We start from the raw sequence: 14,916 nt of genomic DNA on the forward strand, positions 1-14,916 counted from the left end.
AGAGGTCACACCCGTTCCCATACCGAACACGGAAGTTAAGCTCTTCAGCGCCGATGGTAGTTGGGGGTCTCCCCCTGTTAGAGTAGGACGTCGCTAGGCAAAGAAGGTGGGACGAACTTTATGTTCGTTCCATCTTTTTTTGTATATAAATAAGGCTGCTTATCACCTTGCAAAACATAAATGAACTTATAATGTTAAATTACTTTTTATTAATGAAGAGCTTGAAAAATAAACTTTAGATTCAATTGAAAGTGAAAAACAGTATATTCAGGACGTAAATACTGGGTTTTTATGAATGAAGAAAAAGCCAAATTTACCTGCCTCAACATTAATAAGTCTTCAAATTCATTTATAAGTCTTTAAAAAATTTTATAAGTCTTCACCAAAGTTTATAAGTCCTCAAAAAAATTTATAAGTCTTCGCCAAAACCCAGCCCTAATTCCTAGGCTTTAAACCACTTTGAAAGGAAACTTGGCATCTGCCAAGCCCTCACCTCAAACAATAATGTTGTTTGGCCACCGCCAAACCCCCTATTAAACACTAAACCTTTTTTGCATCAATTCTCCAGTTTCCAACTTGTCCAAAAAGTGTTATTCTTAACAAAGTATTTTTTTCACCTTAGGAGGTTGCCGCCTTGTTAGATAATGCGTTTGTTATGGTGTGTATTATTTTATTGATTAATATAGTGTACGTTTCGTTCTTTACGATCCGGATGATATTAACGCTAAAAGGCCAGCGGTATCTGGCTGCGTTTATAAGTATTTTTGAGGTTATTATTTATATTGTTGGACTTGGTCTAGTACTTGATAACTTAAATGAGATTCAAAACTTGATTGCTTATGCGGTAGGTTACGGAGCCGGTGTGCTTGTTGGGATGAAAATCGAAGAAAAGCTGGCACTTGGTTATACTACTGTTAACGTTATTACAACTGATCTTGCTGGAGGCTTGCCGAATGAGCTTCGCAACAAGGGCTATGGTGTTACGAACTGGCTTGCAGAAGGCCGTGAAGGACAGCGTTTAATGATGGAGATATTAACATCGCGTAAATCGGAAATGAACCTATATAATACAGTAAAAGATTTAGATCCAAAGGCGTTTATTATTTCGCATGAACCGAAAGCATTTCATGGCGGATTTTGGGTCAAGGGTATCAGGAGGTAACAGATGGAGAAGAAACCATCTAAAAAGAAGTTTGCTGTTGAGGCAGGAGAGTCTATTTCTGACTGCCTGGATCGTATGGAAAAGGAAGGCTATACACCAGTTAGAAGAATGGAAGAGCCTGTGTTTCATGAAGTGAAGCGAAATGGCAGATTGGAACCAGAAGTGAAGGAACAACGAATCGTTTTTGAAGGAAAAATTATAAAATAACACTAAAACACGAACATTAGGTATTTAATATCATTTAATGTTCGATTTTTGTTGACAAACGAAAACGACCATTGTTACAATGAAACCAGAAGAATAAAGCCCTCATATAATTTCGGGGATATGGCCCGTAAGTCTCTACCTGATGACCGTATATTTCATCAGACTATGAGGGAAAGCATCTTTCTGTTATTTTTATCGGATACGTATGTCCAGTTGGCTGCTTTCTCTCATATTTAGGGAGAAGCATACAAACTGGACTTTTTTATTTTTTCTGACAATAAGGAGGCTGCCATGGCTAAAGTAGGCGTTATCATGGGAAGTGTTTCAGATTGGGAGACAATGAAAGAAGCGTGCGATATTTTAGAAGAGCTAGAGGTAGCATTTGAAAAGAAAGTAGTTTCAGCACACCGTACACCAGATCTAATGTTTCAATATGCAGAAGAAGCTGAACAAAGAGGACTAGAAGTGATCATTGCAGGAGCTGGAGGTGCTGCACACTTGCCAGGCATGGTTGCAGCAAAGACAATCCTTCCTGTTATAGGGGTACCGGTTCAGTCAAAAGCGCTTAATGGCCTTGATTCACTATTATCCATTGTTCAGATGCCTAAAGGCGTTCCGGTAGCAACAGTTGCGATCGGAAAAGCAGGTGCAGCAAACGCAGGACTCCTAGCTGCACAAATGGTAGCTGTACATGATGAAGGAGTAAGACAGCGACTTAAAAAACGCCGGGCAAATGCAGAAGCGATGGCGATTGAAAGTAGTGAGCAGCTTGTATAAAACAATTAAACCACAGCAAACAATCGGAATATTGGGCGGCGGACAGCTTGGGCGTATGATGGCACTGAGCGCAAGAGAAATGGGACTTCGTGTCGTAGTTTTAGAGCCAGGTGAAGATTCACCTTGCGGGCAAGTTGCGGATCAGCAGATTTTAGCCGGTTACGAAGATCGTGAAGGAATTCAGAAGCTCGCAGCTCTAAGCGATGTTGTCACATATGAGTTTGAAAACATAGATGCAGAAAGTGCGAGCTGGCTTGAGGAGAATGCACACCTGCCGCAAGGAAGCCGTCTTCTTGCCGTCACTCAGCATCGATTAAGAGAAAAAGAAACGCTCGTAAAAGCTGGAGTTCCGGTAGCACCTTACAGGCCGGTTTCAGATATAGATTCATTAAGTGACGCAATCACACAGCTCGGACTTCCTTCAGTTCTAAAGACGTGTCGAGGCGGTTATGACGGGAAGGGCCAAGTCGTGATCAGACAGGAAAGCGACATAGAAAAAGCAGAACAGCTTTTGGAAAAAGAAACAGACTGTGTCCTAGAGTCATGGCTGGAGTTCGATAAGGAGATCTCGGTTATTTTAACAAGAAGTGTAAGCGGTGAGGTTAAATCGTTTCCAATAGCAGAGAATATTCATAGAGACAACATTCTGCACCAAACGATAGCGCCCGCCCGAATCACAAAAGAAACTGCGGAACAAGCGAAGCTCTTAGCGGGGTCAATCGCAGCGGAACTGGAGCTTGTTGGTACGCTTGCCGTAGAGATGTTCTTCGCAAAAGACGGCAGCCTTTATGTGAATGAATTGGCGCCGCGCCCGCATAACTCGGGGCATTACACGATCGAGGCGTGTGAGACGTCTCAATTTGATCAGCATGTGCGAGCTGTGTGTAACTGGCCGCTCGGCAATACAGACTTAATAAAACCGGCCGTGATGATCAACATCTTAGGTGAACATCATGAGACCGTGTTAAGTGAGATAGGAAAATTAGGAGAAGCGAAACTGCACCTGTACGGAAAGAAAGAAGCAAAAGCGAAACGTAAAATGGGGCACATAACGGTTTTAGGCGAAACAGTAGAAGAAGCGCTAGAAAAAGCTGAAATCGTGTCTAACGTATTTTTAGAGAGAAACAAGACGGAGGTACAACAATGATTGAACGTTATACTCGCCCAGAGATGGGAGCTATTTGGACGGATGAAAACAAATACCAAGCATGGCTGAAAGTTGAGATCCTAGCATGTGAAGCGTGGGCTGAACTTGGTGATATCCCTAAGGAAGATGTGAAGAAACTTCGTGAAAATGCATCGTTTGATATTAACCGCATTTTAGAGATTGAAGAAGAAACACGCCATGATGTAGTTGCTTTTACAAGAGCCGTTTCTGAGACGCTTGGAGATGAGCGCAAGTGGGTGCATTACGGTCTGACTTCAACAGACGTTGTAGATACAGCATTATCTTACCTTTTAAAACAAGCAAACGACATTTTAGCAAAAGACCTTGATCGCTTTGTTGAAATATTAGCAGAGAAAGCAAAAGAGCATAAGTACACAGTGATGATGGGACGTACGCACGGTGTACACGCTGAGCCGACAACATTCGGATTGAAGCTTGCTCTATGGTACGAAGAAATGAAGCGAAACGTTGAACGCTTTAAGCAAGCGTCTGATACGGTACGTTTCGGAAAGATCTCAGGAGCTGTTGGAACATATGCCAATATTGATCCATTCGTTGAAAAATATGTGTGTGAAAAGCTTGGATTAGAAGCTTCACCCATCTCTACACAGACACTGCAGCGCGACCGTCACGCACACTACATGTCAACACTCGCTTTGATCGCAACAAGCATCGAGAAGTTTGCAACAGAAGTTCGCGGACTTCAAAAGAGTGAAACGCGTGAAGTAGAAGAGTTCTTTGCAAAAGGCCAAAAAGGTTCTTCAGCAATGCCGCATAAGCGAAATCCGATTGGTTCTGAAAACATGACAGGCTTAGCTCGTGTGATCCGCGGTTACATGATGACAGCTTACGAAAACGTGTCTCTATGGCATGAGCGCGACATCTCGCATTCGTCTGCTGAACGTGTGATTCTCCCGGATGCAACGATCGCACTTAATTACATGCTGAACCGTTTTGGCAACATCATTAAAAACTTAACGGTGTTCCCAGAGAACATGAAGCGCAACATGGACCGCACATATGGATTAATCTACTCGCAGCGCGTTCTATTGAAACTGATTGACAAAGGCATGGCTAGGGAAGAAGCGTATGACACGGTGCAGCCAAAAGCGATGCAAGCTTGGGAAGAAGGCATGCAGTTTAGAACATTAGTAGAAGCTGAACCGAAAATTACAGACAAATTAACACCTGAAGAAATCTCTGAATGCTTTGATTACAGTTACCACTTGTCACATGTCGATACGATCTTCGACAGATTAGGACTTTAAACGATTTAATAAGAAAGATCTTTTAAGATTGTTGTTTTTAAAAGACTTCATTGAAAGTTGATTGAAGTGCAAGATGCGAGACTCCTGGGGGACGAGTGGGCCAGGTGAGACTCCTAACAGCGCAGAGCGCTAGGAGGCTCACCGCACGCCCCCCCGGAAAGCGAGCATCTGGAACGGAAATCAACCTCTTTCAAAGACAACAGTAATTGCAATAAAAGCTTATTTGCAGGATTTCAACTAAAAAGAGAGTGATATTATGAGCTCTCTTTCTCTTTGCCTTTTTTAGAAGATTGAATATTGGGAATGTTCATAAAATGGAGGGGTCAGAATGGAGAAGTTAGAGCAGCTGTATGAAGGAAAAGCGAAAAAAATCTACGTAACATCAGACGAAAATGTCGTTTGGGTAAGCTACAAAGATTCTGCTACCGCTTTTAATGGGGAGAAAAAAGCAGAGATCGAGGGAAAAGGTAGACTCAATAACGAGATATCAACCATACTGTTCGAGTTGCTGAAAGAAAAAGGCATTAAATCTCATTTTGTAAAACGAGTTTCAGAAACTGAACAGCTCGTGAAGAAGGTGACCATCATTCCCTTAGAAGTGGTCGTACGCAACATCGCAGCCGGTTCACTTTCAAAACGCACGGGTTTGCCAGAAGGACAGATCCTGCCAAAAACCATTCTAGAATACTACTTCAAAAACGATGACCTTGGTGATCCGCTTATTAACGAAGATCACATTGATATTTTGAACATAGCAACTAAAGAGCAGCTCGAAATCATTTCAGAGCAAGCGTTTCAGATCAATGAAGTGCTGACATCCTATTTTGCTCAGAAGAATGTAAAGCTTGTAGACTTTAAGCTTGAGTTCGGAGTTGATCGCGACGGACAGCTGCTCCTTGCTGATGAAATTTCTCCGGATACATGCAGACTATGGGATGCAGAAACGAATGAGAAACTTGATAAAGATGTGTTCCGCCGTGAACTTGGAAGTTTAACAGATGCTTATGAAACTATTTTAAAACGTCTAGGAGGCCTATCATGTACAAAGTAAAAGTTTATGTAACGCTAAGAGAGAGTGTATTGGACCCGCAAGGAAAGGCAGTTATGCATTCGCTTCATAAGATGGGACAGTCAGAGGTTGAAGACGTACGTATCGGAAAGTATCTGGAGCTGACACTTCAAAAAGGCGACTATGATCTGGATGAGAAGATCGTTTCTATGTGCTCTAAACTTTTATCCAATCCGGTAATCGAGGACTATCGGTATGAGGTGGAGGAGGTTGTTGCACAGTGAAGTTTGCAGTAATCGTATTCCCAGGATCGAACTGTGACACAGATATGTATCATGCGGTAAAAGACGAACTTGGCATGGATGTTGAGTATGTTTGGCATGATGCATCAGACTTAAGTGGATTTGACGGTATTTTATTGCCTGGCGGTTTCTCTTATGGAGATTACTTACGTACTGGCGCGATCGCACAATTTTCAAATGTGATGAGTGAAGTTGTAAAAGCAGCCAAAGAAGGAAAGCCGGTTCTTGGCGTTTGCAACGGTTTTCAGATTTTGCTGGAAACTGGTCTCTTGCCTGGGGCGATGCGCCGAAACGAATCTCTGAAATTTATCTGCCAGCCGGAAGAGCTTAACGTTTTGAATGCGAGCACAATTTTTACATCTCAATACGAAAAAGGTGAAGTGATCTCTGTTCCAGTTGCACACGGTGAAGGCAACTATTACTGCGATGAAGAGACGCTAAAAGCGCTGAAAGAAAACGATCAGATCGTATTCACATATGCAAAAAATCCGAACGGATCTGTTGAGGATATTGCCGGAATTACAAACAAAGAGGGCAATGTACTTGGGATGATGCCGCACCCGGAACGCGCTGTTGATGAGCTGTTAGGAAGCAAGGATGGCCTGAAATTATTTCAATCAATCGTGAAGAGCTGGAGGGAACGCTATGTCGCTGCAACATGAACCAACAAGTTCTCAAATTAAAGAACAGAAATTGTACCGTGAAATGGGCTTAAATGATTCAGAGTTTGAACTGGTTGAAAAAATTATTGGAAGACTTCCAAACTGGACGGAAACGGGATTGTTCTCTGTTATGTGGAGTGAACACTGTTCATATAAAAATTCAAAACCTGTGTTGAGCAAGTTCCCGACAAAGGGAGAGCGTGTGCTGCAAGGGCCAGGTGAAGGAGCTGGTATCGTAGATATCGGTGACGGCCAGGCGGTTGTATTTAAGATTGAATCTCACAACCATCCATCAGCGATTGAACCTTACCAAGGTGCCGCGACAGGTGTTGGCGGAATCATCCGTGACGTTTTCTCAATGGGAGCGCGACCGATCGCAATGCTGAACTCCCTTCGTTTTGGTGAATTAGAATCCCCGCGTGTGAAATATTTGTTTGAACAGGTTGTAGCTGGGATTGCAGGTTACGGAAACTGTATCGGAATCCCGACGGTTGGCGGAGAAGTTCAGTTTGATCCGTCATATGAAGGCAATCCGCTCGTTAACGCTATGTGTGTCGGTTTAATCGATCATAAAGATATAAAGAAGGGCCAGGCAAAAGGTGCAGGAAACTCCGTGATGTACGTTGGAGCGAAAACAGGTCGCGACGGCATCCACGGTGCAACATTTGCGTCGGAAGAATTATCTGAAGCATCAGAAGAAAAACGTCCTGCTGTACAAGTTGGCGATCCGTTCATGGAAAAGCTTGTAATGGAAGCGTGCTTGGAGCTGATTCATAACTGTGATGCTCTTGTTGGAATTCAGGATATGGGTGCGGCAGGTTTGACAAGCTCTTCTGCTGAGATGGCAAGTAAAGCTGGAATGGGAATTGAGATGAATCTTGACCTTATTCCTCAGCGTGAAACAGGTATGACGGCTTACGAAATGATGCTGTCAGAATCTCAAGAACGCATGCTGTTAGTTGTTGAAAAAGGCCGTGAGCATGAAGTAGAAAAGATTTTTGCGAAGTGGGATCTGGACTGTGTAACAGTTGGAACGGTTATCGAAGAAAAAGTACTGCGCCTCACTCATCAAGGTGAGATCGTAGCAGATGTACCGGTAGATGCACTCGCAGAAGATGCGCCTGTTTATCATAAACCATCAAAAGAACCAGCATATTATGGTGAATTCCAAGCGCAAGAAGATTATATCCCTGAGGTTACTAGCTTCAAATCTACGCTGCTATCACTTTTAGAACAGCCGACGATCGCGAGCAAAGAGTGGGTTTATAACCAATATGACTACATGGTGCGCACAAACACAGTTGTTGCGCCGGGTTCTGACGCAGCGGTTGTAAGAATAAGAGGGACGAAAAAGGCTCTTGCGATGACAACCGATTGTAATTCACGCTACCTGTACTTGGATCCGGAAGTTGGCGGGAAGATTGCTGTTGCTGAAGCGGCTCGTAACCTTGTATGTTCTGGTGCGAAGCCATTAGCTGTAACTGACTGCTTAAACTTCGGAAACCCTGAGAAGCCTGAGATCTTCTGGCAGCTTGAAAAATCTGCTGACGGCATGAGCGCGGCATGTACCAAGCTTGAGACGCCTGTAATCGGCGGAAACGTATCCCTTTATAACGAAACGAACGGTGTAGCGGTTTACCCAACACCTGTTATTGGTATGGTCGGGCTGATCGAGGATACAAAGCACATTATAACGCAAAGCTTTAAAGAAGCGGGAGACATCATCTACCTGATCGGTGTCAGCAAGCCTGAGTTTGGTGGAAGCGAGCTTCAGAAGATGAAAGAAGGACGCATTTTCGGCAAAGCGCCTCACATCGATCTTGAAGTAGAAGAAAACAGGCAGCGTGATCTTTTAACAGCGATTCAAAAAGGACTTATCGCTTCAGCACATGATGTGGCGGAAGGCGGACTTTCAGTAGCACTTGCTGAATCTGTGATGGACGGAAAAGTCGGCGCAAGCGTAACGCTGACAGATGAGCCGATCGGAAGTCTTTTTGGTGAATCTCAATCCCGTTTCTTAGTAACAGTAAAACCTGAAAATCAAGACGAGTTCCAACAGCTTGTAAAAGATGCAAAAATCATAGGGTTTGTACGTTCTGAGAGCGGTCTTGCGATCGATAATGAGCAGGGTGAAGAGTTATTATCCTGTACGCTCCAGGAACTGCAAGATGCCTGGAAAGGAGCAATTCCATGCTTGCTGACATCAAAGGTTTAAACGAAGAATGCGGCGTATTTGGTATTTGGGGTCACCCTGATGCTGCGCAGTTAACGTATTATGGCCTTCACAGCCTGCAGCATCGCGGGCAAGAGGGTGCTGGAATTGTTGTAACGGATGGAGAGCGCCTTCGCATTCATAAAGGCAGCGGTCTTGTGAATGACGTTTTTAGTAAAGGCGAGATAGAGGGTTTGATTGGACATGGTGCGATTGGCCATGTCCGGTATTCAACAGCTGGCGGAAATGAGCTTGCAAATGTTCAGCCGCTGTTATTCCGCTCGCAAACGAGTTCACTCGCATTAGCGCATAACGGAAATCTGGTAAATGCTAACGCGTTAAAACATCAGCTCGAGTCACAAGGAAGCATCTTTCAGACAACATCTGATACAGAAGTGCTTGCTCACTTAATCAAGCGCAGCGGTTATTTTACTTTAAAAGAAAAAGTACAGAACGCACTTACGATGTTAAAAGGTGCTTACGCGTTTTTAGTCATGACTGAAAACGAGATGATGGTGGCGTTAGATCCGAACGGCTTGCGTCCATTATCGTTAGGCATGCTAGGAGACGCTTATGTAGTAGCTTCTGAAACATGTGCATTTGATGTAATCGGTGCAACATACGTGCGTGACGTACAGCCGGGAGAGCTTTTGATCATTAATGAAGACGGATTAACGGTAGACCGTTTTTCAACATCTGTACAGCGCTCGATGTGTTCGATGGAATATATTTATTTTTCAAGACCAGACAGCAATATTGAAGGAATAAACGTTCATGCTGCACGAAAAAGTCTTGGGAAAAAGATGTTTGAAGAAGCACCAGTTGAAGCGGATGTGGTAACTGGTGTTCCTGATTCAAGTATCTCGGCAGCGATCGGTTATGCAGAAGCATCCGGTATTCCTTATGAGATCGGCTTGATTAAAAACCGTTATGTGGGAAGAACATTCATCCAGCCTTCGCAAGAACTGCGTGAACTCGGCGTAAAAATGAAGCTTTCACCGGTTCGAGGAATTGTGGAAGGCAAGCGTGTTGTTATGGTGGATGATTCGATCGTTCGCGGAACTACAAGCCGCCGTATCGTAAAAATGCTGCGTGCCGCGGGCGCGACAGAGGTGCATGTGAGAATTACAGCACCGCCGATTGCCCATCCGTGCTACTACGGAATTGATACGTCAGAACGTGCAGAACTTATCGCATCAAAACATTCGGTTGATGAGATCCGTGAAATTATCGGAGCTGATTCCTTATCTTTTATCTCCGTTGAAGGATTGATGGAGGGAATTGGCCGATCGAACTCAGAACCGAACTGCGGTCAGTGTTTAGCTTGTTTTACAGGACGTTATCCGACAGAAATTTATCCAGATACTGTTTTACCATATGAAAAAGAGCTTGTTTAAAGGGGGAGAAGTCGATGGCAGAAGCATATAAGCAAGCGGGAGTGAATATCGAAGCAGGTTATGAAGCGGTTGACCGGATCAAGAAACATGCACTGAAAACAAAACGTCCAGAAGTGCTTGCTGGACTTGGAGGATTTGGTGCGATGTTTGATCTGTCAGGTTTCTCACACAAAGAACCGGTGCTTGTTTCCGGAACAGACGGAGTAGGAACGAAATTGATGCTCGCTTTTATGATGGATAAGCATGACACGATTGGTGTTGATGCCGTTGCCATGTGTGTGAACGATATCGTAGCACAAGGAGCAGAGCCGCTTTATTTCCTGGACTATATTGCTTGCGGCACACTTCACCCAGAAAAAATAGAACAGATTGTAAAAGGCATCGCGGACGGCTGCGAGCAGGCAGGCTGCGCACTTATCGGGGGAGAAACGGCTGAGATGCCAGGTATGTACAGCAGTGAAGAGTATGACCTTGCAGGTTTCACAGTCGGAATTGCTGAAAAATCTAAGCTGATTAACGGCTCTCGAATTGGAGAGAACGATGTGTTAATCGGACTTGCTTCAAACGGACTGCACTCAAACGGTTTTTCACTTGTTCGAAAGGTTTTATTAGAAAGTGCCGGGCTGGACTTACACAAACAATATGACGGGTTTTCTAAACCGCTTGGTGAAGAGCTTCTGACCCCAACACGAATCTATGTAAAACCGTTATTAGAAGTATTTAACAAGTACGATGTAAATGGTGTGGCTCACATTACAGGCGGCGGTTTTATCGAAAACATTCCGCGCATGCTGCCTGAAGGACTTGCTGCTGAAATTGATTATGGCTCATGGCCTGTTCCTCCAATTTTTGATCTGATCGAAGAAAAAGGCAGCCTTACACGCAAAGAGATGTTTACAACGTTCAATATGGGGATCGGCATGGTGCTCGCTGTATCAGAAGAGAACATGCTGCCTGTCATCCGTCTTTTAGAAGAGACAGGAGAGAAGCCGTATATTATCGGACGAGTTAAAAAAGGCGAAGGTGTTATTTTTGGCGGAGGATCGATCGAATGAAAAGAATAGCTGTGTTTGCTTCAGGAAGCGGAAGCAACTTTCAAGCGATTGCAGATGCTGTGGAAAATGGAACGCTTAAGGCTGAAATACAGCTTTTAATATGCGATAAGCCCGGAGCAAAAGTCATTGAAAGAGCCCGTAAACTTAACATTCCGATTTTTACTTTTGTACCGAATACGTTTGCCTCAAAAGCTCATTTTGAAAAAGAGATTGTGAATGAACTTGAAGGACATAGCGTTGAGTTTATTGTACTTGCAGGCTATATGCGGCTCATTGGTAACGTACTGCTGGATGCTTTTGAAGGAAGAATCGTTAACATTCATCCTTCTTTCCTGCCAGCATTTCCAGGCAAGGATGCAGTCGGTCAGGCATTAGAAGCTAATGTTGCAGAAACAGGCGTTACCGTTCATTATGTAGACAGCGGAATGGACACAGGCCCGATCATTGAACAAGTGAAAATTCCGGTATTGCCTGGAGATACAAGAGAAACGCTGCAGCAGCGTATACAGAAAGCTGAACATCAATTGTACCCAGCCATCATAAACAAACTATTACAAAAAGACACCGTAGGAGGCATTGTACAATGAGCATTAAACGAGCATTAGTTTCCGTATCGAATAAAGAAGGCTTGCTTCCTTTTGCAGAAAAATTAGCGAGTCATGGTGTAGAGATCATCTCGACTGGCGGAACGAAAAAAGCATTAGAAGAAGCAGGAATTCTGGTCATCGGGATCTCGGAAGTGACAGGTTTTCCTGAGATTATGGACGGCCGTGTAAAAACATTGCATCCGAAAATTCATGGCGGACTTCTTGCTGTCCGTGATAATGAAACACACAAACAAGCGATGCAAGAAAATGAGATTGCCCCTATTGACCTTGTTGTCGTGAATTTATATCCATTTAAAGAAACAATTGCGAAAGAAGGCGTAGCCTTTTCTGATGCCATTGAAAACATTGATATCGGCGGACCGAGCATGCTTCGTTCAGCAGCAAAAAATCATGCTTATGTAACCGTTGTTGTTGATCCAAAAGATTATGAGACAGTTGCTGGTGAACTTGAGAGCGCAGGTTCAGTAAGTGAAGAAACGCGCCGCAGACTTGCAGCGAAGACTTTCCGCCACACAGCAGCGTATGACGCTTTAATCGCTGAATATTTAACTGCAGCTGTAGAAGAAGAGCACCCAGAATCTTTTACAGTAACGTATGAGAAGAAGCAAGATCTGCGCTATGGTGAAAATCCTCATCAAAAGGCGGCGTTCTATGCAAAACCGCTCGCGGGCACACTTTCATTAACAAATGCGGAACAGCTTCACGGCAAAGAGCTTTCGTACAACAACATCAATGACGCTGATGCAGCACTTTCTATCGTAAAAGAGTTCGTTGACCCGGCTGTGGTTGCGGTTAAGCATATGAATCCTTGTGGAGTGGGAACAGGTTCGACGTTGCTGGAAGCTTTTACGCGTGCTTTTGAAGCGGACCCGGTTTCAATCTTTGGCGGAATCATCGCTTCAAATACAGAAGTTGATGGAGCGACGGCAGAGAAGTTGGCAGAGATCTTCCTGGAGATCATTATTGCTCCTTCATTTACAGACGAAGCTTTAGAAATTTTAACAAAGAAGAAGAACATCCGCTTGTTAAAGCTCGATTTTACTGAAGGAAAAGGAATTGCTAAAAAAGTAACGACTGTTTCTGGCGGGATGCTTGTTCAGGATGAAGACGTTTATGGACTTGATGATGCGAACGTGGCAATACCTACAAAACGCCAGCCGACTGAGCAGGAATGGAAAGATCTGAAGCTCGCATGGAAAGTTGTAAAACATGTTAAATCAAACGCGATCGTACTTGCGAAGGACGAAATGACAGTAGGCGTTGGTGCAGGTCAAATGAACCGTGTTGGAGCAGCTAAAATTGCGATTGAACAAGCTGGCGATCGAGCGCAAGGTTCTGCGCTAGGTTCAGATGCGTTCTTCCCGATGGATGACACAGTTGAAGCAGCGGCACGCGCTGGAGTAACGGCAATCATTCAGCCAGGAGGTTCTATCAAGGACGAGGATTCAATCAAAAAAGCAGATGAACACGGCATTACAATGGTGTTTACAGGCGTAAGGCACTTTAAACATTAAGCTATTGTTGTTCTTGCTCTCATTTCATTCATAAGCATCATTGAATAGTTGATTGCTTGCAAGGTGCGAGACTCCTGCGGGACGAGTGGGACAGGTGAGACCCCTAAAGGCGCGTAGCGGCAGGGGGCTCACCGCCCGCCCCGCGGAAAGCGAGCATCCTGGAACGGAAATCAACTTCCCAAAAGGAGGATTTGCTAATGAACGTTCTTGTCATCGGAAAAGGCGGACGCGAGCATGCGCTTGTTTGGAAGTTTGCCAACAGTCCAAGTGTGTCACGTGTATATGCCGCACCAGGTAATCCTGGGACTGAAAAAATCGCTGTGAATGTAGCGATTAAAGAAAACGAGATTGATGAACTTGTATCTTTTGCAAAATCAAAAGAGATCGATTTGACGTTTGTCGGACCAGAAGTACCTCTTCTAAACGGAATCGTGGATCAGTTTCAAGAAGCGGGTTTGAGAATCTTCGGACCGTCTAAAGCAGCTGCTCAGATTGAAGGAAGCAAGTCTTTCGCCAAAAATCTGATGCAAAAGTACGGGATTCCAACCGCCTCATCTGAAACGTTTACGAATTATGATCAGGCGCTCAGCTATGTAAGAGAGAAAGGTGCCCCTATCGTATTAAAAGCGGACGGTCTTGCAGCAGGTAAAGGAGTTATTGTTGCAGCGACACTGGAAGAAGCTGAAGATGGCTTACACGAACTTATGGTAGACAAACGGTTTGGTGCAGCAAGCGAAAAAGTCGTGGTCGAGGAATTTTTAGAAGGTGAAGAGTTCTCGTTAATGTCATTTGTACATGACGAAATCGTCCTTCCGATGGAAATCGCACAAGATCATAAGCGTGCGTATGATGGTGACGAAGGACCAAACACAGGCGGCATGGGAGCTTATTCACCTGTTCCACAAATCCCTGATGCAGCGGTTCAAAAAGCGATTCAAGACATCGTGCTGCCGACTGTTTCCGCGATGAAACAGGAAGGTACACCATTTACAGGTATCCTTTATGCAGGGCTGATTTTAACACAAGAAGGGCCAAAAGTGATTGAGTTCAATGCGCGTTTTGGGGACCCAGAAACACAAGTGATCTTACCGAGGCTGGAAAATGATCTGGGAGAAATGCTTGTCTCATTGTTAGATGATAAAAAGCCAGAGCTTCAGTGGACTGATGAGTCTGTGCTTGGTGTAGTCCTTGCATCAGAAGGATATCCTGTTTCATCATCTGAACCTCAGCTTATTAAAGGGCTTAAAGAAATTCATGAGAACACGAATGTGTTTCATGCAGGTACAAAAAGCTCAGGAGATGCATTGCAGACTGATGGCGGCAGGGTGTTATTGGTTGCCTCAAAAGGTAATTCGCTTGATGATGCTCAAAGAAATGTTTACAAAGAAATGAAAAAGATTACGTGCGAAGGCTCTTTCTATCGCAAAGATATCGGTTATAAAGCTATTTCACACGTCTCTTTTTAATAAAAACAAACGTGATGGCGATGATCCCGCCAATAAGCAAAATATAAAGAAAAGCAGTATCCATTAGGTATTCGTAGTTCATGGTGCTGCTAACCTCCTTTAATTTTTT

Annotated in this window: 15 protein-coding genes, 1 rRNA gene and 1 riboswitch; of the genes, 15 read left to right on the forward strand and 1 reads right to left on the reverse strand. The window is 44.0% G+C overall.

Translation table 11 applies throughout. The annotated features are described in order from the left end of the window. From rrf to purD, 15 genes are all read left to right on the forward strand, one after another. Positions 1-99, forward strand: a 5S ribosomal RNA gene (rrf, locus tag ACFW35_RS16870); the annotation flags it as partial. 535 nt (positions 100-634) lie between these two features. Then, positions 635-1,162, forward strand: coding sequence for a DUF2179 domain-containing protein (locus ACFW35_RS16875; protein WP_066285731.1), 528 nt, complete (start codon positions 635-637; stop codon positions 1,160-1,162). A gap of 3 nt (positions 1,163-1,165) precedes the next feature. After that, positions 1,166-1,369 carry an NETI motif-containing protein gene (locus ACFW35_RS16880; RefSeq protein ID WP_066285733.1) on the forward strand — a complete coding sequence of 68 codons (204 nt, stop codon included), beginning with the start codon at positions 1,166-1,168 and terminating at the stop codon, positions 1,367-1,369. 82 nt (positions 1,370-1,451) lie between these two features. Beyond that, positions 1,452-1,555, forward strand: a riboswitch (purine riboswitch). Positions 1,556-1,660: 105 nt separating this feature from the next. After that, a complete protein-coding gene (gene purE, locus ACFW35_RS16885) occupies positions 1,661-2,146 on the forward strand; it encodes a 5-(carboxyamino)imidazole ribonucleotide mutase (protein WP_379847570.1) in 486 nt (161 codons plus the stop codon). Further along, positions 2,139-3,293, forward strand: a complete 1,155-nt coding sequence (gene purK, locus ACFW35_RS16890; protein ID WP_379847572.1) for a 5-(carboxyamino)imidazole ribonucleotide synthase — start codon at positions 2,139-2,141, stop codon at positions 3,291-3,293. The genes purE and purK overlap by 8 nt, the downstream gene beginning before the upstream one ends. Then, on the forward strand, positions 3,290-4,582 hold the full coding sequence (gene purB, locus ACFW35_RS16895) for an adenylosuccinate lyase (RefSeq protein ID WP_379847574.1): 1,293 nt from the start codon (positions 3,290-3,292) through the stop codon (positions 4,580-4,582). The genes purK and purB overlap by 4 nt, the downstream gene beginning before the upstream one ends. Before the next feature lie 328 nt (positions 4,583-4,910). Continuing rightward, entirely contained in the window at positions 4,911-5,633 is a 723-nt protein-coding gene (gene purC / locus ACFW35_RS16900; protein WP_379847576.1) for a phosphoribosylaminoimidazolesuccinocarboxamide synthase, read from the forward strand. Beyond that, on the forward strand, positions 5,621-5,875 hold the full coding sequence (gene purS / locus ACFW35_RS16905; protein WP_130297262.1) for a phosphoribosylformylglycinamidine synthase subunit PurS: 255 nt from the start codon (positions 5,621-5,623) through the stop codon (positions 5,873-5,875). Before purC ends, purS begins: the two co-directional genes overlap by 13 nt. Continuing rightward, a complete protein-coding gene (gene purQ / locus ACFW35_RS16910) occupies positions 5,872-6,555 on the forward strand; it encodes a phosphoribosylformylglycinamidine synthase subunit PurQ (protein WP_379847578.1) in 684 nt (227 codons plus the stop codon). Before purS ends, purQ begins: the two co-directional genes overlap by 4 nt. After that, on the forward strand, positions 6,539-8,770 hold the full coding sequence (gene purL / locus ACFW35_RS16915) for a phosphoribosylformylglycinamidine synthase subunit PurL (RefSeq protein WP_379847580.1): 2,232 nt from the start codon (positions 6,539-6,541) through the stop codon (positions 8,768-8,770). Before purQ ends, purL begins: the two co-directional genes overlap by 17 nt. Continuing rightward, positions 8,746-10,164, forward strand: coding sequence for an amidophosphoribosyltransferase (gene purF / locus ACFW35_RS16920; RefSeq protein WP_379847582.1), 1,419 nt, complete (start codon positions 8,746-8,748; stop codon positions 10,162-10,164). Before purL ends, purF begins: the two co-directional genes overlap by 25 nt. 14 nt (positions 10,165-10,178) lie before the next feature. Continuing rightward, complete coding sequence (purM, locus tag ACFW35_RS16925) at positions 10,179-11,219, forward strand: phosphoribosylformylglycinamidine cyclo-ligase (protein ID WP_379847584.1); 1,041 nt, start codon at positions 10,179-10,181, stop codon at positions 11,217-11,219. Beyond that, entirely contained in the window at positions 11,216-11,806 is a 591-nt protein-coding gene (purN, locus tag ACFW35_RS16930; RefSeq protein ID WP_379847586.1) for a phosphoribosylglycinamide formyltransferase, read from the forward strand. The genes purM and purN overlap by 4 nt, the downstream gene beginning before the upstream one ends. Continuing rightward, entirely contained in the window at positions 11,803-13,341 is a 1,539-nt protein-coding gene (gene purH, locus ACFW35_RS16935) for a bifunctional phosphoribosylaminoimidazolecarboxamide formyltransferase/IMP cyclohydrolase (protein WP_379847588.1), read from the forward strand. The genes purN and purH overlap by 4 nt, the downstream gene beginning before the upstream one ends. Positions 13,342-13,538: 197 nt before the next feature. Next, complete coding sequence (purD, locus tag ACFW35_RS16940) at positions 13,539-14,807, forward strand: phosphoribosylamine--glycine ligase (RefSeq protein ID WP_379847590.1); 1,269 nt, start codon at positions 13,539-13,541, stop codon at positions 14,805-14,807. Here the strand turns inward: purD and ACFW35_RS16945 are convergent. Beyond that, complete coding sequence (locus ACFW35_RS16945) at positions 14,785-14,889, reverse strand: EYxxD motif small membrane protein (protein WP_347400206.1); 105 nt, start codon at positions 14,887-14,889, stop codon at positions 14,785-14,787. The two genes, purD and ACFW35_RS16945, sit on opposite strands and share 23 nt — an antisense overlap. Between the last annotated feature and the right edge of the window lie 27 nt (positions 14,890-14,916).

This window comes from Fictibacillus sp. NPDC058756 (assembly GCF_042746035.1).
Classification (GTDB): domain Bacteria; phylum Bacillota; class Bacilli; order Bacillales; family Fictibacillaceae; genus Fictibacillus.

Coding starts and splice junctions, on each gene's coding strand:
- ACFW35_RS16880 (WP_066285733.1), top strand. CDS start 1,166: ATGGAGAAGAAACCATCTAAAAAGAAGTTTGCTGTTGAGGCAGGAGAG.
- purN (WP_379847586.1), top strand. CDS start 11,216: ATGAAAAGAATAGCTGTGTTTGCTTCAGGAAGCGGAAGCAACTTTCAA.
- purE (WP_379847570.1), top strand. CDS start 1,661: ATGGCTAAAGTAGGCGTTATCATGGGAAGTGTTTCAGATTGGGAGACA.
- purC (WP_379847576.1), top strand. CDS start 4,911: ATGGAGAAGTTAGAGCAGCTGTATGAAGGAAAAGCGAAAAAAATCTAC.
- purM (WP_379847584.1), top strand. CDS start 10,179: ATGGCAGAAGCATATAAGCAAGCGGGAGTGAATATCGAAGCAGGTTAT.
- purD (WP_379847590.1), top strand. CDS start 13,539: ATGAACGTTCTTGTCATCGGAAAAGGCGGACGCGAGCATGCGCTTGTT.
- purB (WP_379847574.1), top strand. CDS start 3,290: ATGATTGAACGTTATACTCGCCCAGAGATGGGAGCTATTTGGACGGAT.
- purF (WP_379847582.1), top strand. CDS start 8,746: ATGCTTGCTGACATCAAAGGTTTAAACGAAGAATGCGGCGTATTTGGT.
- ACFW35_RS16945 (WP_347400206.1), bottom strand. CDS start 14,889: ATGAACTACGAATACCTAATGGATACTGCTTTTCTTTATATTTTGCTT.
- purH (WP_379847588.1), top strand. CDS start 11,803: ATGAGCATTAAACGAGCATTAGTTTCCGTATCGAATAAAGAAGGCTTG.
- purS (WP_130297262.1), top strand. CDS start 5,621: ATGTACAAAGTAAAAGTTTATGTAACGCTAAGAGAGAGTGTATTGGAC.
- purL (WP_379847580.1), top strand. CDS start 6,539: ATGTCGCTGCAACATGAACCAACAAGTTCTCAAATTAAAGAACAGAAA.